This is a genomic window from Saxibacter everestensis (assembly GCF_025787225.1).
Taxonomy (GTDB): Bacteria; Actinomycetota; Actinomycetes; order Actinomycetales; family Brevibacteriaceae; genus Saxibacter; species Saxibacter everestensis.
In genome coordinates this window covers 157,309-178,981 of record NZ_CP090958.1, presented here as the reverse complement: position 1 = coordinate 178,981, position 21,673 = coordinate 157,309, and the positions used below count along the sequence as shown (strand labels likewise).

Genomic DNA, 21,673 nt, shown 5'->3' with positions numbered 1-21,673 from the left:
AACTGACAGTCAGTCATATTTTCTTGCCTGAATCGCAAGTTTTGGCTAAGGTCACAACCATGACCACCCCAGGACCCGAAACAGACTCCCCGCGCTCCAGGGTCCGCGCCTGCATAGAGGGTTCCGGACTTCCGCAGCGGGAATTCGCCAAGCGGATCGGACTGGACGAAACAAAACTGTCGAAGGCGCTCAAAGGCACTCGCCGGTTCAGCCCCGAGGAGCTGATCCGGGTCGCCCAGGTCGCCGGGGTCACGGTCAATTGGCTGCTGTCCGGGGCCGACGACACCAGCGGACCGGCGGCGACTCCGACCGCGAAGTCACTGCCGACCCGGCATCGTGAAGGCCAAGAACAGGCCAAGAAGCGCCGCGAGATCATCGAGGCCTCCTGGTGGCTGATCGCCGAGAAGGGATACAACTCGGTTCGAATCGCCGATATCGCTGCGGCATGTGGCACCAGCAGCGCCAGCATTCACTACTACTTCGCGACCAAGCGTGAGATCTTCGAGGAGACCTTACGGTACTCGGTGAAGCTGGCCTTCGACCGCCAGGTTGCCTCACTGCACACCATTGCCCATCCCCTCGCACGACTCAAGCACCTCGTGGCCCTGCAGTTCCCCACCGGAAACACCGGCCGTGCGGAATGGTCCATCTGGTTGCAGACCTGGAGCGAGGTTGCGACCGGTGGCGCATCGAAAGAAAACCACACTCAGGGCTACCGGCGGTGGTATCAGACAGTTTTCGATCTGATCGTCGTCGGTCAGCAAGAGGGCGTCTTCGTCGATGTCCCTGCCGACTATCTGGCCACCGAGCTAACCAGCCTTGTCGATGGTTTCGGCATCAAAGTTCTTACCGGCATGGCCAGCACTGCAACCATGCGACACCACATCGAGCGGTTCATCGACCGATCAATCGCCGTTGATTCACAGTCAAGCGAATCGCAAGCAGCAATACCCGAGGAGGCACCCCATGAACCGTAAGGTCATTCTCACCTGTGCGCTGACCGGCGCCGGGGACACCACCGGCAAAAGTGACTTCGTTCCGGTCACCCCGGAACAGATTGCGTCCGACGCGATCGCCGCCGCGCGGGCCGGCGCGTCCGTCGTGCACATTCACGTCCGTAACATCACGACAGGCCAGGGATCGCGCGACGTCGGCCTGTACCGCGAGGTGGTCCGGCTCGTCGCGGAGAGCGACGTCGACCCGGTGATCAACCTGACCGCCGGAATGGGCGGTGACTTGGTGCTCGATCCGAACGAGCCGACAACTCAGCTGCCGGGGACCGACCTGGTCAGCGGCATCGACCGGCTGCCGCATGTCGAGGAGTTGCGACCGGAAATCTGCACCATCGATTGCGGCTCGCTCAACTTCGGTGAGGGCAGCCAGGTCTACGTCAGCACCCCGGACATGCTCCGCGAGGGCGCCGCACGGATCCAACAGCTCGGCGTCAAGCCTGAGATGGAGATCTTCGACACCGGCCATCTGTGGTTCGCAAACATCATGGTGGCCGAGGGCCTGATCGATCCGCCGCCGCTGTACCAGCTGTGCATGGGCATCCCCTATGGCGCACCAGCCGATGCCGGGCTACTGCAGGCGATGGTGAACATGCTGCCGGATGGCGCGCAGTGGACCTCGTTCGCAATCGGCCGCAACCAGATGCCGTGGGTCGCTCAATCGGTGCTGCTCGGTGGCCACGTCCGGGTCGGTCTCGAGGACAATCTCTACCTCAGCAAGGGCGTGAAGGCAACGAACGCCCAACTCACCGAGCGCGCGGTCGGCATCATCGAGGACCTCGGCTCCAGCGTCGCCACCCCGGACGAGGCGCGCGACATCCTCGCCATCGAGCGGAAGGTCAGCGCAGAATGACAATCGAGCACACTGATTTTCCCGAGCCTGCCAAGGTCACGACCGTCGCCTGCATCGGCATCGGCACGATCGGTGCCGGCTGGGCTGCCTATTTCCTGGCCAAGGGTTACCGGGTCCGGGCATGGGACCCTTCACCGGAGGCGGAGCCGCGCCTGCGCCGGCTGATCGCCGCGGCCTGGCCGGCCCTGAGCAGCCTTGGCCTTGCTCCCGGCGCCTCGCAACAGAACATCACCGTGCACACCGACCTCGCCGAGGCAGTCGATGGTGTGGGTTTCGTGCAGGAAAGCGCTCCGGAGGTCCTCGACCTGAAGCGCTCACTGCTGGCAGAGATCGACGCGGTCACCGCGCCGGATGTCGTGATCGCCTCCTCCACGTCCGGCTACTCGATGACCGAGATGGCCACCCAGGCCGCCACGCCTGAGCGTCTGGTCGTGGGGCATCCTTTCAACCCGCCATACCTGATTCCGCTTGTCGAGGTCGTTGGCGGAGAGTCCACGTCGACTGCTGCCGTCAAATGGACATCGGCCTGGTACGAGCACATCGGCAAGTCGGTCATCACGATGGACCGCGAGGTGCCGGGGTTTATCGCCAACCGATTGCAGGAAGCGCTTTGGCGCGAGGCCTTGCACATGATCGACCAGGGCGAGGCAACCGTCGAACAGCTCGACCGGGCCATCACCGACGGCCCCGGCCTGCGCTGGCCGATCCAGGGCCCGATGCTGACCTTCCATCTTGCCGGCGGCGAAGGCGGCATGGCGCACATGCTCGACCATTTCGGGCCGTCGCTGAAGTCGCCGTGGACCCGCCTCGACGCCCCCGAACTGACTGACGAGCTGCGCGCCGCCGTGGTCGAAGGCTGCGACGACGAGGCGAACGGACGGACGGTTGGTGAACTGATTGCCGAGCGCGATGCGGCGATAATCGCGATCAGGAAAGTGATCGGTGAGCTGAAGGCGGGTCCGCGATGAGTACGCTGCCCAGCTACCGGACCACGGTTATCGAGGACTGGATCGACTACAACGGCCATATGTCCGAGGCGTACTACGTCCTGGCCTTCGGCTTCGCCACCGATCAGGTGATGGAACAGCTCGGCCTGGATGCCGAATACCGCGCATCGACCGGCTGTTCGCTTTACACGGTCGAGGCACACATCCGGTACTTGAAAGAGGCGTCGCTCGGAGCCGCGCTGACCATCACCACGACGATTGTGGATGCCGGGCCGAAAAAGCTCCATCTGGCGCACGAAATGCTCCTCGGTGGCGAGCTGATCGCCACCGAGGAACTCCTCGCCCTGCACGTCGGCCAGGCGCCGGCCGGGGCGGTGCCGTTCCCGGAAGCGATCAGCGCCCGGATCGACGAGCACAGCCTCGATCGGCGGTCCGACCCTCCGGACTGGATTGGCCGTCAGGTCAATCCAGCAGCACGGTTCAACCAGCTGCTTGAGGCAAAGCCCGCCCAGCCGGCAGAACTGCCAGAGCAGCCGCCGACGATTTCGAAGAACGTGAGGTTGTGAATACAGTGTCGAACCACCCCGATCCTGCCGCTCCGCCCGGTTCCGGCGGCACCTCCGCGTCATCGCAGACCCGCCTGGATCATGCCCGGGCCGACCGTGTCCGGCTCGCCCAGCTGACCGGCGCCCTGAGCCGCCGCCGGGTGCTGGGCACCGGCTTTGCCCTGGGTGTCGGTTCCCTGCTCGCAGCCTGCGGCGGCAGTCAGGCCGGTGTTTCGGCCGACCCGACCGGACCGGCGCAACGCGGCGGCAACCTGCGGGTTGGCCTCACCGGCGGCGGAGCTTCTGACTCCCTGGATGCGCACGTCCCGGTGAACACGACGGATATCGCCCGCGTGGTGAATCTGTACGAGCCACTGCTGTACCGGGACGAAAACTTCGAGCTGCAGCCGTTGCTGGCCACAAAGATCGAGCCGTCCACAGACGCAAAGGTCTGGACGGCGACGCTGCGCGAAGGTGTCAAGTTCCATGACGGCCGGCCGCTGACCGGCGACGACGTCGCCGCCACCTTCAAGCGGATCACCGATCCTGACGATCCGAAGAGCGGCGCCGCCAGCCTCGGCATCCTCGACGAGGTCGTCGTCGTGGACGAGCACTCGGTCGAATTCCGGCTGAAGTCTCCGTCGGCGGCCTTCGACGACACCCTCGGCCAATACAGCCTCGGCGTCGTCCCCGCCGACTACGACCCCGCGAATCCGGTCGGAACCGGCCCATTCAGGTTCAAGTCGTTCACCGGCGGCCAGCAGAGCGTTTTCGCGCGAAACGAGCACTACTGGCGTGAGAACGAGCCCTACCTCGACGAACTGACCATTCTGAACTTCGATGACAACGACGCGCTGATCAATGCCCTGCTGTCCACCCAGGTCGATGCGATCGGCCAGATCCCGCTGGCGTTGATCGAGGTGATCGATGCCGATCCCCGGATCAGTATCCTGAACGCGGAGACCGGGAGCTGGATCCCATTCACGATGCGGGTCGACAAGGCGCCCTTCGACGACAACCGGGTCCGGCAGGCATTTCGGCTTGCCGTCGACCGCGAGCAAATGATCCAGCAGGTGTTCAGCGGTCAGGGCACCGTCGCCAACGACCTCTACGCCCGCTACGATCCCGGCTACGCTGCCGACCTGCCGCAGCGGGTGCAGGACATACCCAAGGCAAAACAACTGCTCGCCGACGCCGGCTACCCGGACGGCATCGACGTCGAGCTGGTCACCGCTCCGATTCAGTCAGGCGCGGTGGAGGCTGCCCAGGTGTTCGCTCAGCAGGCGGCCGATGCCGGCATCCGGGTCAGGATCCGCCGGGTCGACGCCACCGAGTTCTTCGGCGAGAACTACCTGCAATGGGACTTCGCCCAGGATTTCTACTACACCCGGAACTTCCTGCCCCAGGTTTCCTCCAGCACGCTGAAGGACTCACCATTCAACGAGACCCATTGGGATCACCCGGAGTTCAACAAGCTGATCGAGAAGGCCGTCGCGACCATTGACGACGACGAGCGCAACGATTTGATAGCTCAAGCCCAGACGATCGAATACGAGGAAGGTGGTTACATCGTGTGGGGCTTCTCCAATCAGGCTGACGCCTACCAGCGCTATGTCGCCGGCCTGGTGCCGAACCGGACCGGCCTCGCACTTTCCGGATTCGAGTTTCGCCGGGTATGGCTGGGAGGCGAAAAGTAATGCTGCTTCGACTCATCACCCGACGCCTGCTGATCAGCATCGTCATCCTCTTACTTGTCTCGATTCTGGTGTTCGTCGCCACTCTGCTGCTGCCGGGCGATCCGGCCCAGGCCATTCTGGGTCAGCAGGCCACCCCAGAGCGACTGGCGGCACTGCGCGAGCAGATGAACCTCAACGACCCGGTCTGGCAGCGTTACCTGAGTTGGCTTGGCGGCCTGTTCGTCGGCGACTTTGGCACCTCGACTGCGAACGGATCCTCGGTTGCCGCGTTGCTGTCCAGCCGGATCGGAGCCTCGCTGGTGTTGATGGTGCTCGCCGCCGTCATCGCCATCCCGGTCGGCGTCCTCGTAGGTTCCTACAGCGCGTTGCGCCGCGGCAGGACCGGCGACCATGTTGTCACCGGCCTCAGCCTCGTTCTGGCAGCACTGCCCGAGTTCGTCGTCGGCATCGCCCTGATCACACTGTTTTCCACCACTGTGTTCACCGTCCTGCCCTCGGTCACGATGGCGCCGCCTGGCGAGGCTGTGTGGGCCTACCCCAGCCAGCTGATCCTGCCGACCGTCACGCTCGTGCTCGTCGTCTCGCCGTACATCGTCCGGATGATGCGAGCGACCATGATCGAGGTGCTCGACAGCGGCTATGTCGAGATGGCGCGGCTGAAGGGTGTGCCCGAACGTCAGGTGATCCTGCGCCATGCCGTGCCGCACGCCCTGGCTCCGGTCGCGCAGGTGGTCGCCATCCAGCTTGCCTGGCTGGCCGGCGGGATCGTCGTTGTCGAGTTCCTGTTCCGCTACCCCGGCGTCGGCCAGGCGCTGGTGGATGCCGTCGCCAACCGTGACATTCAGGTAGTGCAGACGCTATCCATGCTGGTTGCCGCGGTCTACGTCGTAGTGAATCTGCTGGCTGACATCGTCGGCATCCTGACCAATCCGAAACTACGCACGGAGGTGTCCCGATGAGCGCCCTCGACTCGCCACAGAACGCCTCCCAGGAAGTCGGCGCCGCGCCCGGCCTGCTCGGACGCCTGGTTCGACAGCGACAGGCCAAGATCGGGATAGCGCTCACCGGTGTCGTCGTCCTGGTCGCCCTGCTCGGGCCTCTACTGCTCCCGTGGCTGACCGGCTACTCAAGCACCGAATTCGCCGGCCGGCCGTTCCAAGCCGATGGCGCCTTCGGCACCGACAATCTCGGCCGCGACATCCTCAGCCGGTTCCTGGACGGCGGCCTGCGCCTCCTGGTCTATGCGGCCCTGGCGACCCTGCTCGGCATGGTGCTGGGCGTCATCGCGGGCATGCTCGCCGCCTATCAGGGCGGCTGGCTGGATAGCGTCATCATGCGCGGCAATGACGTTCTGCTGTCGCTGCCGCAGCTGGTGTTCGCACTGCTGGCCATAACCGTTCTCGGCCCGCAGGGTTGGGTTCTGGTGACAGTGATCGGGGTGACCCATGCGCCGCGGATCGCGCGCGTCGCCCGGGCAGCAACCGTCTCGGTGATCACCGAGGACTACATCAAGGCGGCGCAAATGTACGCCGTGCCACGGTGGAAAATCCTCACTCTCGAGGTGTTGCCGAACATCACCGGCCCGCTCATGGTCGAGCTGGGCTTGCGGATGACGTACTCGATCGGCGCGGTCGCCTCGCTGTCATTCCTAGGCCTTGGCATGCAGCCGCCCACCGCCGATTGGGGGCTGATGATCAATGAGAACCGCATTGCCCTGGTGCTCCAACCGTGGGGCGTCATCCTGCCCGTGTTGGCGATTGCCATTCTCACGGTCGGTGCGAACCTGATCACCGATTCACTGGCTCGGGCATCCGCCCATCTGAATGTGGAGGACGCGAAATGAGCAACGAGACCACCCCGGGCACAACGGCCGTCGATGCCGCACCGACCTCCGTGGCACTGCGTGCCGACGGGCTGAGGGTTGCCACCAGCACAAGCGGCAAAGAGGTGCTGCACGGCGTCTCATTCGATCTGGTTCCCGGCCGCATTCTGGCGCTCGTCGGCGAGTCCGGCTCCGGAAAGACGACGGCCGGGCTCGCCTGCCTCGGGCACTTCCGGCAGGGCCTGAGCCATACCGGCGGCAGCGTGCGACTGAATCGGGACGGCGAGGACTTCGACGTGCTCGCGCTGCCGGAATCCCGGCGGCGGGCCCTGCGGGGTGGGTCGATTTCTTACGTGCCGCAGGACCCCGCACTGTCGCTGAACCCGGCAATTCGGGTGGGCGACCAGATCCTCGAGGTGCTGCAGGTGCACGGCTTCGGCGAGTCCGACACCGCGCGTCGTCAACGGATCAGTGAGGTGCTCGACGAGGTCGGCCTGCCGAGCGACTCGGCCTACCAGCGCCGCTATCCGCATCAGCTCTCCGGTGGCCAGCAGCAGCGGATCGGGATCGCGATGGCGTTCGCCTGCCGGCCGTCTGTTATGGTCCTCGACGAGCCGACCACCGGTCTGGACGTCACCACTCAGGCCCTGGTGTTGCGGACGATTGACGAGATGACCCGCAGACACAGCGTTGCCGGCCTGTACATAACCCACGACCTGGCCGTCGTTGCCGAGGTGGCGGATCAGGTGGCGGTGATGCTCTCCGGAAACGTCGTCGAGCTCGGCGACTGCCAACAGGTGCTGTACTCACCGCAGCATCGATACACCCGCCGGCTGTTGCGGGCCGTGCCCGACCTGGCCGGCAAACGGAGCATCGGCGAGGTCGACGCGATCACCGGCGAACAGGCGATCGTCTCCGAGGAGATGATCAGCGATGGCGTCATTTCGGCAGAGTCAACGCCCGCCGTCGGCAGGCATCAGGCGGGCCCGGGCGCCGGTTTGGGGTCGGCGGCTGGGGCTGATGCCTCGGGCCGGGCTGCTGTACCCCGCGAAGCTGCTGCTCCAGCCGAGACTGCCCCGATAGTCACGCCGGGCACCGATAGTTCCGTCATCCGGGTGCGGGACCTACAGCTCTCCTACGGTGAGTTGAAAGTCCTGGACGGCATCAGTTTCCAGCTGAATCCAGGCGAGTCGATGATGCTGCTCGGGGAATCAGGTTCCGGGAAGACCACGCTATCGAGGTGCGTTGCCGGGCTGAACGACAACTACTCCGGCGAGGTCGCGCTTGACGGTACTACCCTGGCTCGCGGAACCCGGCAACGGACCACCGACCACCGACGCCGCATCCAGTACGTTTTTCAGAGCCCGTTCTCCTCGCTGAACCCGCGACGAACTATTGCGGAGTCGGTCGAGGTCCCGCTGCGGATGAACTACGGATCGACCAGGAAACAGCGGCGTCTCTGGGTGCTCGAGGCACTCGATCAGGTGAAGCTGGGAGCGTCGTTCGCCGACCGCCGGCCCGGCGAGCTGAGCGGCGGGGAGCGGCAGCGTGCAGCCATTGCCCGCGCGCTGGTCAATGCGCCATCCGTGCTGGTGTGCGATGAGGTGACATCGGCCCTCGACGTGTCCGTGCAGGCGTCCATCATCGACCTGCTGCGCACCTTGCAGCTGGAAACCGGGATGGCCATGCTCTTCGTCACGCACAACATCGCGCTGGCACGGCACATCTCGCAAAGCCTCGCGGTGTTGCAGAAGGGCAAGATCGTCGACGTCGGAGCCACCGGCGATGTGCTGGACAATCCGCAGCACGAATACACCCAGCAGCTCATCGCGAACGTCCCCTCGCTGTAACTCGATGGGACGCCCGTGTCGCCGGAGCGGTGCTTTCGTTCCGGCACCGGGGCCGCCAGCCCGAGATTTGCAGCAGCTGAGGTACCGAAACCGGGTTGGTTCTCAGCATCTGAGCGGTTCTACCCCGGTAGAACCAGTTAGCGGCTGCACATGTTGCTCATATCTCCGGCAGTGCAACGAAACAGCACAGTGCAAAGAAGGAGTGCCATGAGCAAGCAGGAACCAGCGGCGTCCTCGACTAGCGTGTCGAGTCCGTCCGCCGCGTCGTCATCCGCGCAGGTGACCGCGATGAACGACGCCGGGCTGGCCGAGGCGGATTTCGCCCGGTTGAGCGATGTGTTCGCCCGCCACCTTTCAACCGCCAGTGGTGGCATGGCGTTCGCCGTCTATCGCGGCGGCGAACCGGTCGTTCGGCTTTATGGCGGCACCACGTCCCGGTGTCAGGCTGGGCAGCAGCCGTCCGCTGCGTGGACGCCGGAAACCCTGGCGGTGTTGTTCTCCGGAACGAAGGGACTGGTGGCAACCGTCGCCGCAATCCTGGTCGATCAGGGCCGGCTCGATGTGCGCGCGCCGGTCACCGAGTATTGGCCGGAGTTCAGCGCTGGCGGCAAGGAAAATGTTCGGGTCTTTCACCTGCTGTCGCATTCCGTTGGTCTGCCGTACGTGGATCCCGAGCCCGAAGGCGAGTGGGGTTTCCTCGACAACGCCGCGAATGCAACGGCGCTGGCGGCGCAGGTTCCCCTGTGGATCCCGGGCGAGAAGGTTGCCTATCACGCATCGACTTACGGAAACCTGATGAACGAGGTGTTCCTACGGGTGACCGGCAAATCCGCCGGAATGCTGATCTCTGAACTGCTCGCGACGCCCCTGGGGCTGGATGTCTGGCTAGGCCTGCCCGAAGAGCAAGACGATCGAGTGGCAGCCACGTTCAAGGCCGACGACTACGCGATCAGCACCTTTCTCAAAGACCCGGAACGCCGGAAGATCGTGGACCGGATGTACCGGGCCATGCTGCTGACCGAGAAGGACGTCTTCAACTCGGTCGAGATGCGCCGAGCCGAGATGGCCGGCGGCGGAGCGATCGGTTCGGCCGATGCGATGGCGTCGCTGTACTCGCGAATCGTCGATCCCGGATCTGGACTCGTTTCAGCTTCGACGCTGCGCGACGCCACCCAGACCTGGTCGGAGGGTCTGGACACAATCAACGACCGTCCGTTGCGGTTCGGCCTGGGTTACGAGCTCGACGACCCGATCGGCACCTACGGACCGGTGCGACCGGCGTTTGGCCACTCGGGCGCGGGTGGAGGCCTGCATGGCGCATGGCCGGAACGCGGTTTCGGCTTCTCCTTCCTGACGAACGAGATGCTCGCCGAAAACAAGGACAGCCGAGTCAAGGACTTACTGGCTGTCCTCGCCGACATCGACCTGTAGCCCGGGTTCGCCAGAGGTCAGCCAGTACCCCACGGGTTGAACAGCCGGATACCTGTGTCGATGAAGTCTTTTGTGTTTCTGGTTGCCAACGCGGCGCCGTGCTGCCCACAGACCGCAGCAATTTGCGCATCAAACGCGCTGATCGACCGACCCGTCCGTTTGCGGTCGGCCAGGATCTTCGCGTAATAGGAAGATGATTCGATGTCGAAGGCAAGCACAGATCCGTAGAATGTCTCGGTGAGTAGCGCCTCCATCTTTAACTCGATCGCCCGCTTCCTGCGGCCATCTGGCAGCAGGGCTACGCCAGCTCGGATCTCGGCCGCAGTGAGGGCGGTAATGACCAGATCAGCGGAGTCGCGTGCATCAACCCAGTCAAGTACCTCCCGGCTCGGAGTTGCTCTGGCTAGTTCTGACACGACATTCGTGTCAAGTACGATCACGCTCCAAGGTCCGCTGCCCGCGCCGGTTCATCCCGCCGGGCGGTCTCCAGCTCCACTCCGTCTATCTCGGCGAACTGATCATGGATGTAAGAGCCGAGACCCCGGGACGGTCGCCGTCCGCTCAACGCAGCCGCCAAGAGCACCCTGGCCTCGGCTTCCATCGAGCGCCCGTGCTCTGCGGCCTGTACGCGCAGGCGGCCCTTAACATTTTCGTCCAAGTCTCGAATAGTCAGTGTCGCCATTACCCTCTCCTGCCTATCGCTGATGACAGCAATAGTAGCATTGCTGTCATCAGCCGCATTTTGGGAGCCGGAAACAGATTCGTGGACTCCCTGTGCTCGCGCGATTCCCTCTTCCACCAGGGTGGCGAAGTGGTACGGCGCCTCCGGGTGCCATCCCCCGGGTTCTGGTTGTGCGACACGACGACGACTTGGTCGTTGGCGCGAGGGTATTCGCCATCGACTGCATGATGGGTAGGGCGGCCACGTATCGCTCAGACGTGCAGGGTTGGTCGGTAGACGAGCTCTTGGATGTTGCCGTCGAGCGTCCGGCTCTCGAGCAGCTCGAGGTCGAAGTCGGGCGCGCCCTGGAATAGCGGGTCCAGTCCGGTCTGACCGGTGATCACAGGGAAGAGCGTCACTTGGACGCGGTCGACCAGACCGGCGGCCATCAGCGCCCGGTTCATCGACAGGCTGCCGTGCGAACGCAACGGCACCTCGGATTCCTCCTTTAGCCGGGCCACGGCATCGACGGCGTCACCCTTCACCACGGTCGCGTCCGGCCAGTCGAGGGGTCCTTCCAGGGTGGTCGACACCACCGTTGCCGGCAGGTTCCTCATCCGGGTCACCCACGGGTCACGCACCTCCGACTCCTCGGTGCTCGAGGCCAGCATCTGTGCGAATGCCCGGTACGTGTTTGCCCCGAAGACCATCCGCTGCTCGTCGCCGTACAAGGCGAGGCGATGGTCGAGTAGCTCGGGGCCTTGCTTGCCCCAGTATCCGGTCCAATTGCCGCTGGCGGCACCGAAGCCGTCGAGGCTGGAAAAGACGTCGAAAGTGTAGGTAGCGGTCACGATGCTCTCCTCTGAGTGCAAAGCTCCGTTGGCTCTGCCAGCACAACGAGCTCCCCTGCCACTATCAAGATATAGCGCCCCGGAGGCCTTGCGGCAAGACCCCGGCCGTGACGCAGAATCAAACTGAACCATCAAGGATTGAAGCGAAATGTGTGCTCTTGGCGTCGCTTCGGCCATGCAGAGTCGCCGAACCGCCGGTGGGCCGCGCCATCCGATTACGAACATCTGGGTCAGGAGCACAGTTGTCCGTAGCGCCCCGAGGCGCGGCGTCACGAACCGCAATGCAAGCTTTGTTGAAGGGGGGACTTTTATGATTGACGTGGTTGTGGCCGGTGGTGGACCGACCGGGATGATGCTGGCCGGTGAGTTGCGACTGCACGGCATGAGCGTGCTGGTGCTGGCCCATGCCACCAATGTCACCGTCCGATGATCCGGCAGCGGCGGACGGAAGGGTAGCGATTAGACTGGGCTGGCAGGCATCCGCACTCTGCCGGAGCCATAACCGTCGCTTGGAGTCTTGCCTTGGGGAGTCCGAGTGGCCAGGAAAATCTGGTGTTGATCGACTGGGCCGAAAACGGCCAGCAGCGATCGTCGCCTTTGCTGACGAGTGGAACCACGAAGCCGCCGACCCGGATCGAGATCGTTAATGATCGGCTGCGGGCCGACGTCGCTCTGAGGCTGGCCTCCGAAGGCACCGGGATGCTGTGGCGAGGCGACTTCGTCAACGCCCGTCAACTCCTTGACGCACTCAAGCGGCGGCTCGACCGCATCGATGTGAAGCCGGCCGAGACTCCGGCAGTTACGTTTCATCGCCTTCGCCAGGCAAAGGCGCATAGAACCCGAATCCTCAGCATGCTGCTGATCGAAGTCGGCCCCGCCTACCAGATCGACCTGACTCGCGCGCCAGACGTGCAGGCTGCCTGTCAGGAGGTCTTCGGCGATTCGTCGGGCCCAGTGCTCGTCTCACTTCAGGAACTGCTTGGCATGATCGGGGCCAGCGAGTGGCGACGGCGAGGCGTAGTGATTCCGGCGCTCGATGCCCGCATTCACCCGCACTACGGTGTTTTCGCTCCTACCCGAAACGAGTACGTCGACCTGGTCGCGAACGCCGAGTGGCCACAGGCTGAGGTCGACCGAGCCCCAGCAACAGCGGCCGAGGTTGACCGAGCCCCTGTATCAGTGTCCGCGGCGACCACAGTCGACACGGCTTTCGAGCCGACCACAGTCGACACAGCTTTCGAGCCGACCACAGTCGACACAGCTTTCGACATCGGCACCGGCACCGGCGTGCTCGCGGCACTGCTGGTCCGGCGCGGCGTGCGACACGTCGTCGCTACCGACATCGAACCACGCGCCGTTGAGTGTGCAAGGGACAACATGCGGCGGCTTGAAATGGCCAACCAGGTAGAAGTCCTGCAGGCCGACCTCTACCCGCCAGGCCGGGCCGATCTGGTGGTTTGCAACCCGCCATGGGTGCCGGCAACTCCGACATCGACGCTGGAAAAGGGAGTCTTCGATCGGCGCAGCCAGATGCTGTCCCGGCTGATCAGCGATTTGCCCAACCATCTCACCGAGCATGGAGAATGCTGGCTCGTGCTCTCCGACCTGGCCGAACGGCTCGGCCTGCGCAGCCGCGAGCAATTCATCGACATGTTGGATCAGGCCGGTCTGAGTGTGGCCGGTCGCCTCCACACCAGTCCTCGACATCCGCGAGCGCTCGACGGCCAAGACCCACTGGCGTCGATCCGAGCCGCGGAAGTCGTAACCTTGTGGCGCCTACGCGCCAAGCCCTGAGCGAGTTAGACCTAACCGCCAAACGGTCCGCTCTCTCGACGAGGTGGTCACACAAAGTGCGTACTTCATCGAAAAAGCGGACCGTTTTGTATGGGACCCACGCCGGTCTAGTGCACGCCGGCCCAGTGCCCGGACTGGCCCAGTGCCCGAACTGGCCCAGTGCGCGGACCGTTTCGTATGGGACCCTGCGCCCAGCACCCCGGCTCGCGTTACCGGGAGCTGATTGACTCGAACTTCCGCACGCACAGCGGCACGAAGATCACCAGCATCACGACCACGCCGATCAGCACAGTCAGCACCGCGTTCTGCATTGGCCAGGTGTCCGGGACGGGCGCCGTGCCAAGGTTGCCGAACAGCTCGCGCGCCGCCTGCACCAAGGCCGAGACCGGATTCCAGTTTGCGAATGCCTCAAGCGCGGCAGGCATGTTCTGCGGCTGCACGAAGGCGTTCGAGATGAACGTGAGCGGGAACAGGATCATGAAAGACGCGTTGTTGATCGTCTCGGGCGATTTCACGCTCATGCCCAGCAATGCCATCACCCAGCTGAAGGCGTAGGAGAACAGCAGCAGCAGTGCGACGCCGCCGATGAATTCCGCCGGCGAGTTGTTTACCCGCCAACCGACCAGCAGGCCGGTGCCCATCATGATCAGCATCGAGATGCCGTTCAGCGCCAAGTCGCTGTTCGTGCGCCCGACGAGTACCGCCGACGGGCTCATTGGCAGGGTACGGAATCGATCGATGATGCCGTCCTTGAGGTCCTGCGCCATCGCCGCTCCGGAGAACGTCGATCCGAACACGACGGTCTGTCCGAAGATGCCCGCCATCAGGTACTGGGTGTAATCGGTGCCCTCGACCGCAATCGAACCCGCGTATACCTGGCTGAACAACAGCACGAACATAATTGGCTGCAGCACCGCGAAGATGATCATGTCCGGCGAGCGCTTGATCTTGGTCAGATTTCGTTTTGTGACGGTCCAGCCATCCGAGAACCAGCGGCCAATCGCGGTTGAATCCGGCCCTACTAAGGTTGCGGCGCTCATTTTGCTTTCTCCAATTCGGCCTCGTCCTCGGCCAGTTCCTCTTCGGCCCTGTGGCCGGTGAGCCGCAGGAAAACATCATCAAGGGTCGGCCGGCGCATTCCTGCGTCATGCAGCTGGATCCCAGCCTGACCGAGGTCGCCAAGCACGTACTGCAGGGCTCGTGGCCCGTCGATGACGGAAACCTCGACCGTGCGTCCGTCCCCACCCACCGTGGCTTCGCCATCGCCGTGCCGGCCAAGCACCTCACGAGCGGTGGCGGCGTCTGCGGAATCCACCAACGCTACGACGATCCGATGACCGCCCACCTCTGCCTTGAGCTGATCAGATGTACCTTCGGCGATTACCTTGCCGTCATCGATCACGGCAATATCGTTGGCCAGCTGATCGGCCTCTTCCAGGTACTGCGTCGTCAGCAGCAGGGTGGTGCCGCCGCTGACCAGATTTTTGATGATGTCCCACAAGGCCAGCCGGCTTCGTGGATCGAGACCGGTTGTCGGTTCGTCAAGGAAGAGGATCTTCGGATTGATCACCAGGGCACCGGCGAGGTCGATCCGGCGTCGCATGCCTCCGGAGAATCCCTTGACCGGGCGATTACCCGCGGCAGTCAGCTCGAACTGCTCAATCAGTTCCTGCGCTCGACGCCGCGATTCACGTGCCCCGAGGTGGTACAGCCGGCCAACCATTTCGAGATTCTCGAAACCGGTCAGGTTCTCGTCGACAGCTGCGTACTGCCCGGACACTCCGAAAATCCGGCGGACCGCCTTGGGGTTGGCGACCACATCGATCCCGTCGATTGTCGCCCTGCCCTGATCCGGCTTGATCAGAGTGGTCAGTACCTTGACCGCGGTGGTTTTCCCGGCACCGTTCGGACCAAGCAGCGCCTTGACCGTTCCCTCCGGCACCGAAAGGTTCAAGCCGTCCAGGGCATGTACCGGACCGCTCTTGGATTTATAGGTCTTTGTGAGACCCCATGCCTCTATGATTGACATTTTCGATAGTCCTTTAGTTCGTAGTTGCTCTTAAACAGCTGTCGGCGAGGCAAGTTTGTTCCCGGGTCCCGGAGCTTTTTCCCTCGACTCCCGGTCGGCCCGGGTTGGGATAAGCGGCTGCACCAGTTCTGCGCCCTGAACGTACTCCATGGCCTGGACGAATTCTGGTTGCCCGGCTCGTTCCCATGCCTCTTCTTCCGTCAGCTCCGCGACCCTGCACTGGATCCACCACAGGTTGCCGAAGGGGTCCCGCACCCGACCGACTCGGTCGCCCCAGAACATTTCCGTCATTTCGGTGACCGCCGTTGCACCCGCCGCCACTGCCCTGGCGAACGTTGCGTCGCCATCCTCGACATATAGCCGCAGGAAAGCAGGTGTATCCGGCCAGTCGGGTCGCGCATCGAACGCCATCACAACGGAGTCACCGATGATCGCCTCCGCGTGCCCGATGGTCCCATCGGCATTCGGAACGCGTCCCGTCTCCTTCGCGTCGAACGCCGCCGTGATGAAGTCGAGCAGTCCCGCCGTGTCTCTGGAGATAATCCAGGGAGCCACCGTGCTGTAGCCCTCGGGTACCGGGCTACTTTTGTTCGCTGATGCAGTCATCTGTGTATTCCTCAACTCGGGCGAAGGTGCTGATGAAGAAACACTACGAGTCCTTTAGGTCAGCCCGGGACCTATATCGATGTCAGCCCAGGACCTATATCGGCACCGAGGCATCACCCGGCTGCCGGGGCACGACATTAGGCAAAGACTTTTGCACATACCTTGTAGGTTGCACGATTTGAACCCGCCCGGCAACGTTTTTTCCTGGCTGCGTGAGGTGGTCTCCGGTCCGCACGGTGCCGCTATCCGCTGATCGCGGCGAGACCCCGCCCCGAGCCCAGCGCCGCCATCCGCACGGGTCCGGACGAGGCCCCGCCCTGAGCCCTCCGGCTACTTCATCGCGCCGGCGGTCATCCCCGCCTGGACCCTGCGCTGGAAGATCACGTACACCACCAGGATCGGCAGGATGGCGATGGTCAGGCCCGCGAACAGTCCACTGATATCGCTCTTGTACCCCTGGTTGACCGCCAGGTTCGCGAGGCCTTGGGCCAGCACATACTTCGACTCGTCCGGTACCAATACCAGCGGAAGCAGGTACTGGTTCCATTGACCGATGAAATTGAAGATGCCGATGCTGATCAGGCCGGGCTTGGCCATCGGCAACATCACCGAGAAGAACACCCTGTAGTGCGAGGCTCCGTCCATGATCGCGGCCTCGGCCACCGCCACCGGCAACGTTTTGAAGAACGACGTTAGGAAGAACACCGAAAACGGCAGTGAGTAGGCGACATACACCAGGATCAGGCCGTGGTACGTCGAAATCATCCCCAGATTCTTCACCACGAAGAATAGCGGAACGACAGCCATGAACACCGGAAACGTCATACCAGCGATGAACCCGTAATACAGCAGGCGCTTACCAGGGAACTCATATCTGGCAAAGACGTAAGCCGCCATCGCCGAAAAGACCATGGTCAGCACGACTCCCCCGCCAACCACCACGACGGTGTTCAGGAAGTACTGCCCGATGTGCGCCTCATTCCAGGCCCGAACGAAATTGTCCCAGTTCAGCCGGGATGGAAGACTCCACGGGCTGGCGACGATTTCCTTATTGGACTTGAACGAGCTGACCATCGCCCAGAGCAACGGGATCGTCGAGATCAGCGCCCAGATGATCAACGCGAACTGGGCAACCCAAAGCATTCCGTCGGGTCCGCCGGATGCCGCGCCACGCGACTTCTGTGCTCGTCCCGATCCTCCGGTGCCGCTTGGCCGCGACCCCTGCCCCGCACCGGTTGTGGCCGCGGCTCCGGCGGAGTTCTGCTTTCGTTCAGATTTTGTCGTGGTCATGACTCTCCTAGAACTCCACGGTGTCGCGCCGAGTTACCCGCAGGGTAATGGCGGCAAGGATCAGGGTGAAGAGGAACAGCACGACACCCATGGCCGAGGCGTAGCCGAACTGGCCGTAGTTGAAGGCGGTTTGGTAGAGGTAGGTGGCAATCACCTGGGTCGAATTGTTCGGGCCACCGTTGGTCATGATCTGGATGATCGCGAAACCATCGAGGGCCAGGATTCCCATGTAGACCAGCGAGGTCTGCACATTTCCCCACAGCAACGGGAGCGTCACCGAAAAGAAGGTCTGCGCACGCCCGGCGCCATCGAGCAGCGCCGCCTCGTAGATCTCGTTCGGGATCGACTGCATGCCTGCGGTGAACAGCACAACGTAGAACCCGACGAAGTTCCACACCATGGCGGCCATCACTGCCCATATCGCCAGATTCGGGTCGCCAAGCCACGTCGGCTGGACGTGACCGAGGCCGATGATCTTCAGGAAGCCGTTGAGCAGCCCGTTGATCGGGTTGTAGATATTCACCCACAGGATGCCGACGATGGCGACCGAGAGCACGTAGGGGAAGAAGTAAACCACGCGATATATCCCGGAACCTGGCACTCCCGCGATCGCACCCTTCTTCCGGCCGGCCGCATTAAGCATGAACGCGAAGAAGAGGCTCATCACGATCACGGCCACCGGAAGCACGACCAGCAGGATTCCGTTGTGTAGCAGGGCCTGCCAGAACACGTCGTCCTTGAACAGCGCCGTGTAGTTGCCGAATCCGATGAAGGGCGGGTTCGTCGAGTATCCGCGCCAATTTGTCAGCGAAATGTAGAACGTCTGCAAATAGGGAGAGACGACGAAAACGCCATAAATCAGAACCGGCAGCACAAGGAAGCTGATGATCACCCGATATTTCCCGTGGTTCACTTGCTTGCCGCCTTACCTAGTCGTACTTGGTGATGTTGGGATCGTTGCGGGTGTCGTCGGTCTTCTTCTGCATCTGCTCGCAGAACTCGTCGGCCTTGATCTTCCCCGTCATGAACTGGCCCAATGCGTTGCCCAGGTCATCCCACAGCTTTGGGTATCGCACGTCATAGAACAGGCTGGTTGTGTTGTCGCCCGCCGCCTTCACAACCGACTGCACAGACTTCAGCCCGGCTCCGGCACTGCTTGGCAGCGGCGCATCCTTCAACGCGGTCAGCGAGTTGGTCGCCTCGGCGAACTTCTGCGCACCTTCCTTCGACAGCATGGCGCGCAGGTACTCCTTGCCACCGGCCGGGTTCTTGCCCTTGGCCGCCACGATGAACGGCTCGCCCGCGTTTGCGTAGAGCGAACCGTAGGGCGACTTGTCGTCGGCGCCGACGCTCGGCATGGGCGCGACCGCCATCTCGAAGCCCTCAGGGATGGAGTCCTTCATTTCGTTCTCGATCCAGGACCCGCACGGAATGAAGGCTGCCTTGCCGTCCAGCCACTGCTGTTGCGACTGGACGTGGTCGAGCCCGGCCGTTCCGGAGAGCACCCAACCGTTGTCGACGACCTGCTGGAAGGCCTTGGCCGACTTGACCACGGGGTCAGCCGTCCAGGCGTCTTCGGCGAGCGTCTGCAGTTTCTCGACCGTTTCGGCGCCTCCGGCGTTGAAGATCAGGCCGACAAGCGGCCAGGCCATGTAGTACGGGTATTTTCCGGCGTAGGTCCACGGCGCCATCCCGCTGGACTTGATCTTGTCGCCGACCGACATGAAGTCGTCCCAGGTCTTAGGCACCGTCCAGCCCTTGTCGTCGAACAGCTTCTGGTTGTACCACATGCCGTAGACGGTATAGACGTAATTGAGCGCCATCAGCTTGCCGTTGTACGTTCCGGCAACCTCGACGCCGGGAACCAAGGCGTCCCGGACCTTCACCGCCGGGTCGTCCATCGACGGCGCATCCAGCAGATCGCTCAGGTCGGCAATCACGCCGTCTGTGATCAGCGCATTGATGTCCATCTGGTCGGCACCGGAGTTGTCCACGACGTCTGGGGGATTTCCGCCGACGAACCTGGGCTGCAGGGTCTGCTGAATTTTCTGGGTGGATGTCAGCTTGACCTCGGCGTCAGGGAACGACGTGTTGTACAGCTTCGCGTGCGCCTTGGCGTACTCATCGCCGAAGCCGCCGTCGAAGATGACCACCTCGAGCGGGGTATCCGCGCCGACACCGAACGGGTTCTTGTCCGACTTTTCCCCGCCGCCTTCGCCAGCGGAGTTTTCATCGCCGCCACCACCCATCGCGCAGGAGGCGAGCGAGCTGCTAAGCGGAACGAAAACGGCTGCGGCAAGGGCGCCTCGGAGGAATCCGCGACGCTGCACAAGATGGGGCGAACGACTGTCAGTCATTGTGTTACCTTTCAATCTTTTCCGGCGTCGTTGCCGGATATGGATGCCGACTCGCTGTGCGAGCCCTACGGGTGGCGCGAGAGTGGGACGTCAGGCATCCCGCCGAATGCGGCCGAGGTACTGCCGTTCAAGGTGCGTATTGTGTTCGTCTCCTCCCGGGATATTCGCGGAGATATAGGTTGGGGGCATCACCCCTGAATCGATCAGAAGCTTCGTCACCTCGATGGTCAGGAACTGCGCCACCAGAGCGGCGGTGATCGACGACACGGCACCAATGCCGCCGCCGTCCGGCAGGTCGAGCGTGACATCGCCATACGGCGCTTTGTTGTCGATCGTGACGTCGGCGAACTCGTAGAGCCGCTTGCCGCTGGGATGTTTCGGCTCAACCTTGCGGGTGTGGTCCATCGACGTGACGACGATCAGCTTGTGCCCCTTGTCCTTCACCAGCTCCGCCATGCCGACGACCGAGCCGTTCACGCCGGAGTTCGACGCGATCAAGAAAAGATCGGCCGGATGCACGGGGGTGAGCTCGTAAAGGTCACGAGCAATGTTTGACTGCCGTTCCAGGTCCGAGCCGCCTAGGCTCTCCGGGGTGTAGTCACCGTAAATTACCAGGTCCCGCAGCGAGATCCGATTGGTCGGAATCAGCCCGCCGGCACGACCGGCGATTTCCATCGCCATCGCCTCCGAATGGCCGGTGCCGAAGGCGCTGATCACTCCGCCGTTCCTCAGGGTTTCGACGATCAGCTTCGCGGCCGCGGGGATGCTGGTGGTTCCTTCATCCTGTGCGACTGAATCCATCCGGCGATGCAGCTCGTTGAGGTAGGCGTCGGTGCTTACGCTGACGGTCATTCAGGAACCACCTGATTCGTAGCGGCGTGGTTGCCGATGGCGGGAGACGGCCCGAGCGGTGGTGGCCAGTAAGGTGCTGGTGCGCGGGAAGTCGATCTGGGCGATAAAGAGATAGAGCAGGTCGATCAGGAACATCTGCGCGTGTTTGCAGGACAAATCATCCGGTGGAAGGTACCGCTCGCTGACCGCCGTGGTGATGGCGTAGTCGGCCTCGATCGCCAGCGGGGACGACGGATGGTTCGTAAGCACCACGGTGGTCGCGCCGGCCGACTTGGCCTCCTGCAGCATCTCGATCGTTTGTTTTGTCCGGCCGGTGTTGGAGATCGCGAAGGCGAGGCAGCCCTCGTCGAGCATGGCCGCGCTGGTCAGGCCGCCGTGCACCTCGTCCCAATGGAAGGCATTGATGCCGATCCGGTAGAGCCGGGCCTGCAGTTCCGAGCCGACGAGGGAGCTGCCGCCGATGCCGTAGATGTCGATATGCCTAGCGGATGCCGCTGCCTTTGCGACTTCGGTCATCGCCGCCAGGTCGAGCTGGGCGGCAGTGTCCTGGAGCGTTTTCAGATGCGAGTTCAGCAGGTTGCGCAGCACTTCCGGTGCGGCGTCGTCCGGGCCGAAGTCTGCGCCGATGTCCTGCGCCCACGATTCCCGAGCAGCACTTCGTCCGGCGTCAGCCGCGATGGCGACCCGGAAATCCGAGTAACCCTCGTAGCCGACCTGACGGCAGAATCGGGTGACGGTGGCCGGTGACGAGCCGGAGGCCACGGCCAGCTCCATGATCGTCATCCGCAGCACAGCCTCGGGTTGGGTAAGCAGAAACTCACCGATCCGGGCCATAGCCTTGGTCATATCGGGCAGCTGGGCCTGGATTTTGTTGACGATACCCATAGGGGACCCCGCCAAGGGGGCAGTCTCGGACTGAATCGCCATTTTGAAATTCCCTTTCGAACGCCTTTGTTGAGATGAAACGTATTCTTATAGACTGCCGCTGTCAATAGTGACGGAGATCATGTTGTGAAAATTTGTTTCGGTCTCGACCTCGGCGAATCCTCGACTCGAGCCGTGCTGGGCGACGGGTAAG

The 21,673-nt window shown here is 63.2% G+C and carries 22 protein-coding genes; 11 read left to right on the top strand and 11 right to left on the bottom strand.

Features of this window, described 5'->3' with window-relative positions:
- Positions 1 to 59 precede the first annotated feature (59 nt).
- The 9 genes from LWF01_RS00855 (at position 60) to LWF01_RS00815 (ending at position 10,155) form a co-directional block, all read left to right on the top strand.
- Complete coding sequence (locus tag LWF01_RS00855) at positions 60 to 977, top strand: TetR/AcrR family transcriptional regulator (protein ID WP_349639147.1); 918 nt, start codon at positions 60 to 62, stop codon at positions 975 to 977.
- Positions 967 to 1,863 (top strand): beta-keto acid cleavage family enzyme, encoded by an 897-nt coding sequence (locus LWF01_RS00850; RefSeq protein ID WP_349639146.1) that lies wholly within the window; start codon positions 967 to 969, stop codon positions 1,861 to 1,863. Before LWF01_RS00855 ends, LWF01_RS00850 begins: the two co-directional genes overlap by 11 nt.
- Complete coding sequence (locus tag LWF01_RS00845; protein WP_349639145.1) at positions 1,860 to 2,831, top strand: 3-hydroxyacyl-CoA dehydrogenase NAD-binding domain-containing protein; 972 nt, start codon at positions 1,860 to 1,862, stop codon at positions 2,829 to 2,831. Before LWF01_RS00850 ends, LWF01_RS00845 begins: the two co-directional genes overlap by 4 nt.
- Positions 2,828 to 3,376, top strand: a complete 549-nt coding sequence (locus LWF01_RS00840; protein ID WP_349639144.1) for a thioesterase family protein — start codon at positions 2,828 to 2,830, stop codon at positions 3,374 to 3,376. The genes LWF01_RS00845 and LWF01_RS00840 overlap by 4 nt, the downstream gene beginning before the upstream one ends.
- Complete coding sequence (locus LWF01_RS00835; RefSeq protein WP_432761978.1) at positions 3,373 to 5,052, top strand: ABC transporter substrate-binding protein; 1,680 nt, start codon at positions 3,373 to 3,375, stop codon at positions 5,050 to 5,052. Before LWF01_RS00840 ends, LWF01_RS00835 begins: the two co-directional genes overlap by 4 nt.
- On the top strand, positions 5,052 to 6,011 hold the full coding sequence (locus LWF01_RS00830; RefSeq protein WP_349639143.1) for an ABC transporter permease: 960 nt from the start codon (positions 5,052 to 5,054) through the stop codon (positions 6,009 to 6,011). The genes LWF01_RS00835 and LWF01_RS00830 overlap by 1 nt, the downstream gene beginning before the upstream one ends.
- On the top strand, positions 6,008 to 6,895 hold the full coding sequence (locus LWF01_RS00825; RefSeq protein WP_349639142.1) for an ABC transporter permease: 888 nt from the start codon (positions 6,008 to 6,010) through the stop codon (positions 6,893 to 6,895). The genes LWF01_RS00830 and LWF01_RS00825 overlap by 4 nt, the downstream gene beginning before the upstream one ends.
- Complete coding sequence (locus LWF01_RS00820; RefSeq protein ID WP_349639141.1) at positions 6,892 to 8,724, top strand: ATP-binding cassette domain-containing protein; 1,833 nt, start codon at positions 6,892 to 6,894, stop codon at positions 8,722 to 8,724. Before LWF01_RS00825 ends, LWF01_RS00820 begins: the two co-directional genes overlap by 4 nt.
- Positions 8,725 to 8,931: 207 nt before the next feature.
- Complete coding sequence (locus LWF01_RS00815; RefSeq protein ID WP_349639140.1) at positions 8,932 to 10,155, top strand: serine hydrolase domain-containing protein; 1,224 nt, start codon at positions 8,932 to 8,934, stop codon at positions 10,153 to 10,155.
- Positions 10,156 to 10,172: 17 nt separating this feature from the next.
- Here LWF01_RS00815 and LWF01_RS00810 read toward each other — a convergent pair whose 3' ends face one another.
- The 3 genes from LWF01_RS00810 to LWF01_RS00800 form a co-directional block, all read right to left on the bottom strand.
- Positions 10,173 to 10,595 carry a type II toxin-antitoxin system VapC family toxin gene (locus LWF01_RS00810; RefSeq protein ID WP_349639139.1) on the bottom strand — a complete coding sequence of 141 codons (423 nt, stop codon included), beginning with the start codon at positions 10,593 to 10,595 and terminating at the stop codon, positions 10,173 to 10,175.
- A complete protein-coding gene (locus LWF01_RS00805; RefSeq protein WP_349639138.1) occupies positions 10,592 to 10,837 on the bottom strand; it encodes a FitA-like ribbon-helix-helix domain-containing protein in 246 nt (81 codons plus the stop codon). Before LWF01_RS00805 ends, LWF01_RS00810 begins: the two co-directional genes overlap by 4 nt.
- Positions 10,838 to 11,088: 251 nt before the next feature.
- Positions 11,089 to 11,667 carry a dihydrofolate reductase family protein gene (locus LWF01_RS00800; protein ID WP_349639137.1) on the bottom strand — a complete coding sequence of 193 codons (579 nt, stop codon included), beginning with the start codon at positions 11,665 to 11,667 and terminating at the stop codon, positions 11,089 to 11,091.
- A gap of 310 nt (positions 11,668 to 11,977) precedes the next feature.
- Here LWF01_RS00800 and LWF01_RS00795 point away from each other — a divergent pair, with 310 nt between their 5' ends.
- Together LWF01_RS00795 and LWF01_RS00790 are read left to right on the top strand one after the other, a co-directional pair.
- Positions 11,978 to 12,097 (top strand): FAD-dependent monooxygenase, encoded by a 120-nt coding sequence (locus LWF01_RS00795; protein WP_490384574.1) that lies wholly within the window; start codon positions 11,978 to 11,980, stop codon positions 12,095 to 12,097.
- A 122-nt stretch (positions 12,098 to 12,219) separates the two neighbouring features.
- Entirely contained in the window at positions 12,220 to 13,461 is a 1,242-nt protein-coding gene (locus LWF01_RS00790) for a methyltransferase (RefSeq protein ID WP_349639136.1), read from the top strand.
- Positions 13,462 to 13,670: 209 nt separating this feature from the next.
- Here LWF01_RS00790 and LWF01_RS00785 read toward each other — a convergent pair whose 3' ends face one another.
- The 8 genes from LWF01_RS00785 to LWF01_RS00750 all read right to left on the bottom strand — a co-directional run bounded on the left by LWF01_RS00785 (position 13,671) and on the right by LWF01_RS00750 (position 21,495).
- The gene (locus LWF01_RS00785) at positions 13,671 to 14,501 is read right to left on the bottom strand and encodes an ABC transporter permease (protein ID WP_349639135.1); all 831 of its coding nucleotides are present in this window, start codon (positions 14,499 to 14,501) and stop codon (positions 13,671 to 13,673) included.
- Positions 14,498 to 15,490, bottom strand: coding sequence for an ATP-binding cassette domain-containing protein (locus tag LWF01_RS00780; RefSeq protein ID WP_349639134.1), 993 nt, complete (start codon positions 15,488 to 15,490; stop codon positions 14,498 to 14,500). Before LWF01_RS00780 ends, LWF01_RS00785 begins: the two co-directional genes overlap by 4 nt.
- A 30-nt stretch (positions 15,491 to 15,520) precedes the next feature.
- Positions 15,521 to 16,096, bottom strand: a complete 576-nt coding sequence (locus LWF01_RS00775) for a VOC family protein (protein ID WP_349639133.1) — start codon at positions 16,094 to 16,096, stop codon at positions 15,521 to 15,523.
- A gap of 330 nt (positions 16,097 to 16,426) precedes the next feature.
- The gene (locus LWF01_RS00770; protein WP_349639132.1) at positions 16,427 to 17,386 is read right to left on the bottom strand and encodes a carbohydrate ABC transporter permease; all 960 of its coding nucleotides are present in this window, start codon (positions 17,384 to 17,386) and stop codon (positions 16,427 to 16,429) included.
- Positions 17,387 to 17,393: 7 nt separating this feature from the next.
- Positions 17,394 to 18,299 carry a carbohydrate ABC transporter permease gene (locus LWF01_RS00765; protein WP_349639131.1) on the bottom strand — a complete coding sequence of 302 codons (906 nt, stop codon included), beginning with the start codon at positions 18,297 to 18,299 and terminating at the stop codon, positions 17,394 to 17,396.
- A 16-nt stretch (positions 18,300 to 18,315) separates the two neighbouring features.
- Positions 18,316 to 19,743, bottom strand: coding sequence for an N-acetylglucosamine/diacetylchitobiose ABC transporter substrate-binding protein (ngcE, locus tag LWF01_RS00760; RefSeq protein WP_349639130.1), 1,428 nt, complete (start codon positions 19,741 to 19,743; stop codon positions 18,316 to 18,318).
- 90 nt (positions 19,744 to 19,833) lie between these two features.
- Entirely contained in the window at positions 19,834 to 20,595 is a 762-nt protein-coding gene (locus LWF01_RS00755) for a sugar isomerase domain-containing protein (RefSeq protein WP_349639129.1), read from the bottom strand.
- On the bottom strand, positions 20,596 to 21,495 hold the full coding sequence (locus tag LWF01_RS00750; protein WP_349639128.1) for a MurR/RpiR family transcriptional regulator: 900 nt from the start codon (positions 21,493 to 21,495) through the stop codon (positions 20,596 to 20,598).
- Between the last annotated feature and the right edge of the window lie 178 nt (positions 21,496 to 21,673).

Bases quoted from the DNA above. Each gene is read 5' to 3' on its own strand.
- LWF01_RS00855 (WP_349639147.1), top strand. From the start codon at position 60: ATGACCACCCCAGGACCCGAAACAGACTCCCCGCGCTCCAGGGTCCGC.
- LWF01_RS00850 (WP_349639146.1), top strand. From the start codon at position 967: ATGAACCGTAAGGTCATTCTCACCTGTGCGCTGACCGGCGCCGGGGAC.
- LWF01_RS00845 (WP_349639145.1), top strand. From the start codon at position 1,860: ATGACAATCGAGCACACTGATTTTCCCGAGCCTGCCAAGGTCACGACC.
- LWF01_RS00840 (WP_349639144.1), top strand. From the start codon at position 2,828: ATGAGTACGCTGCCCAGCTACCGGACCACGGTTATCGAGGACTGGATC.
- LWF01_RS00830 (WP_349639143.1), top strand. From the start codon at position 5,052: ATGCTGCTTCGACTCATCACCCGACGCCTGCTGATCAGCATCGTCATC.
- LWF01_RS00825 (WP_349639142.1), top strand. From the start codon at position 6,008: ATGAGCGCCCTCGACTCGCCACAGAACGCCTCCCAGGAAGTCGGCGCC.
- LWF01_RS00820 (WP_349639141.1), top strand. From the start codon at position 6,892: ATGAGCAACGAGACCACCCCGGGCACAACGGCCGTCGATGCCGCACCG.
- LWF01_RS00815 (WP_349639140.1), top strand. From the start codon at position 8,932: ATGAGCAAGCAGGAACCAGCGGCGTCCTCGACTAGCGTGTCGAGTCCG.
- LWF01_RS00805 (WP_349639138.1), bottom strand. From the start codon at position 10,837: ATGGCGACACTGACTATTCGAGACTTGGACGAAAATGTTAAGGGCCGC.
- LWF01_RS00795 (WP_490384574.1), top strand. From the start codon at position 11,978: ATGATTGACGTGGTTGTGGCCGGTGGTGGACCGACCGGGATGATGCTG.
- LWF01_RS00785 (WP_349639135.1), bottom strand. From the start codon at position 14,501: ATGAGCGCCGCAACCTTAGTAGGGCCGGATTCAACCGCGATTGGCCGC.
- LWF01_RS00780 (WP_349639134.1), bottom strand. From the start codon at position 15,490: ATGTCAATCATAGAGGCATGGGGTCTCACAAAGACCTATAAATCCAAG.
- LWF01_RS00775 (WP_349639133.1), bottom strand. From the start codon at position 16,096: ATGACTGCATCAGCGAACAAAAGTAGCCCGGTACCCGAGGGCTACAGC.
- LWF01_RS00770 (WP_349639132.1), bottom strand. From the start codon at position 17,386: ATGACCACGACAAAATCTGAACGAAAGCAGAACTCCGCCGGAGCCGCG.
- ngcE (WP_349639130.1), bottom strand. From the start codon at position 19,743: ATGACTGACAGTCGTTCGCCCCATCTTGTGCAGCGTCGCGGATTCCTC.
- LWF01_RS00755 (WP_349639129.1), bottom strand. From the start codon at position 20,595: ATGACCGTCAGCGTAAGCACCGACGCCTACCTCAACGAGCTGCATCGC.